This window comes from Thiemannella venezuelensis, from assembly GCF_014203605.1.
In the GTDB taxonomy this organism is placed as follows: domain Bacteria; phylum Actinomycetota; class Actinomycetes; order Streptosporangiales; family Streptosporangiaceae; genus Planomonospora_A; species Planomonospora_A venezuelensis.
Genome location: NZ_JACHJJ010000069.1, coordinates 1 through 1,996 on the forward strand (window position 1 = coordinate 1; position 1,996 = coordinate 1,996).

At 77.2% G+C, this 1,996-nt stretch carries 1 protein-coding gene; it reads left to right on the forward strand.

What is annotated here, in order from left to right:
- Positions 1 to 33: 33 nt before the first annotated feature.
- Positions 34 to 1,996, forward strand: a 1,963-nt coding sequence (locus FHS22_RS37100; protein ID WP_260408682.1) for an acyltransferase domain-containing protein, incomplete at its 3' end; no start/stop codon positions are given.

Consider the following 1,996-nt stretch of genomic DNA (forward strand, 5'->3'; position numbering starts at 1 on the left):
TCGCAGGTGATCCAGCCGGTGTTGTGGGCGGTGATGGTGGGGTTGGCGGCGGTGTGGCGGTGGGCGGGGGTGGAGCCGCGGGCCGTGGTGGGCCAGTCCCAGGGCGAGATCGCCGCGGCGTCCGTGGCCGGAGTCCTGTCCCTGGAGGACGCGGCGCGCGTGGTCGTGCTGCGCAGCAGGGCCCTGGCTCGGATGGCGGGCACCGGCGGGATGGCAGCCGTGGACGTCCCCGCCGCCGAGGCCGCCGAGCTGATCGGGTCGCGGTGGCCGGACCGCCTGTGGGTGGCCGTGCACGCGGGTCCGGAGAGCTGCGTGGTGGCCGGTGACGTGACCGCCCTGGAGGAGCTCGCCGGGCACGAGGGCATCAGGGTCCGCCGGATCGCCGTCGACTACGCCAGCCACACCCCGCACATGCGCCGCCTCACCGAGGAGCTGCAGAAGGCGCTGGCCGACGTACGGCCGGCCGAGGGCGAGGTGCGCTTCTGCTCCTCGGTCGAGGCGGCGTTCGTCGAGGGCACGAGCCTGTCGGCGCCGTACTGGATCGACAACCTGTGCCGCCCGGTGCTGTTCGACGAGGCGGTCCGGGCGGCCGGCGACGGTGGCAGCCCGGTGTTCATCGAGGCCAGCCCCCATCCCGTGCTGGCGGGTGACGTGACCGACATCTGCGACGCCGCCGGGGTCGAGGCCGGGGTGTGCGGGTCGCTGCGCCGCGACGAGGGCGGCCCGCGCCGCATGCTCCTCTCCCTGGCCCGGGCGTGGACGCTGGGTGCGGATGTGGCGTGGGCGAAGGTCCTGGGTCCCGGCCCGCGCCCGGCCGGGGTGCCGCCGACCTACGCCTTCCAGCGGAACCGCTACTGGCTCGGCGACGGCCTGGCGGCGGGCGGCCCGACCGGCGCGGGCGTCGACGGCTCGCGGCACCCGCTGCTCGGCGCCGTCGTGCCGGTGGCCGACGACCGGTACGTCCTCACCGGCCGGCTCTCCCACCGGACGGCGCCCTGGCTGGCCGACCACGCGGTGGAGGGCGGCGTCCTGCTGCCCGGCGCCGCCTTCGCCGACCTGGCGCTGGAGGCCGCCGCCCACGCCGGCGGCGACCGCCTCGACGAACTGGTCATCGAGGCACCGCTGTACCTGCCCGAGACGGGCGCGGTCACCGTGCAGGTCACCCTCGACCCGCCGGACGCCGAAGGGCGCCGCGCGGTCGCCGTGTTCTCCCGCCACGCGGACGCCGACACCTGGCAGCGGCACGCCTCGGGCACCGTCGCCGAGGAGCCCGCGCCCGCCGCCGGCCACGGCTGGGCCGCCGCCTGGCCCCCGCCCTCCGCCGTCCCCGTGGAGATCGCGGACGGCTACGAGCGGCTGGCAGTGCAGGGCTACGAGTACGGCCCCGCCTTCCAGGGCGTGCGCGCGATGTGGCGGACGGGCGAGGAGCTCTACGCGGAGGTCGTCGCGCCCGACGGCGTGGACGTGACCGGGTTCGGCATCCACCCCGCCCTCCTCGACGCCGCCTTCCACCCGCTGCTGCTGGCCGGCGACGACGGGGAACTGCGCCTGCCGTTCGCCTTCCGAGGCGTACGCCTCCACGCCGCCCAGGCCCAGGCCCTCCGCGTACGGCTGGCCGTGACCGGTGAGGACGTCGTCGTGCAGGCCGCCGACGTCACCGGCGCCCCGGTGCTCTCGATCGACGCCCTGCGCACGAGGGCCGCCGCGCCCCGCGCCGCGGCCTCCACCGCCCCCGCCCCGTACGGGGTGGACTGGGTGGACGCGGCGCTCGCGGCGGCCGGAGCCCCCGAGCCGATCGTGATCCCCTGCGTGAGCGAGGAGCCGGACGCGCCCGCCGCCGTCAGGGACCTGACCGCCCGTGTCCTGACCGCCGTCACCTCCCATCCGGAGGACAGCGCTCCGCTGATGTTCGTGACCCGGCCCGGCGACGTGGCGGGCGCGGCCGTCTGGGGGCTGGTGCGGTCGGCGCAGACCGAGCAGCCGGGCCGGTTCGTCC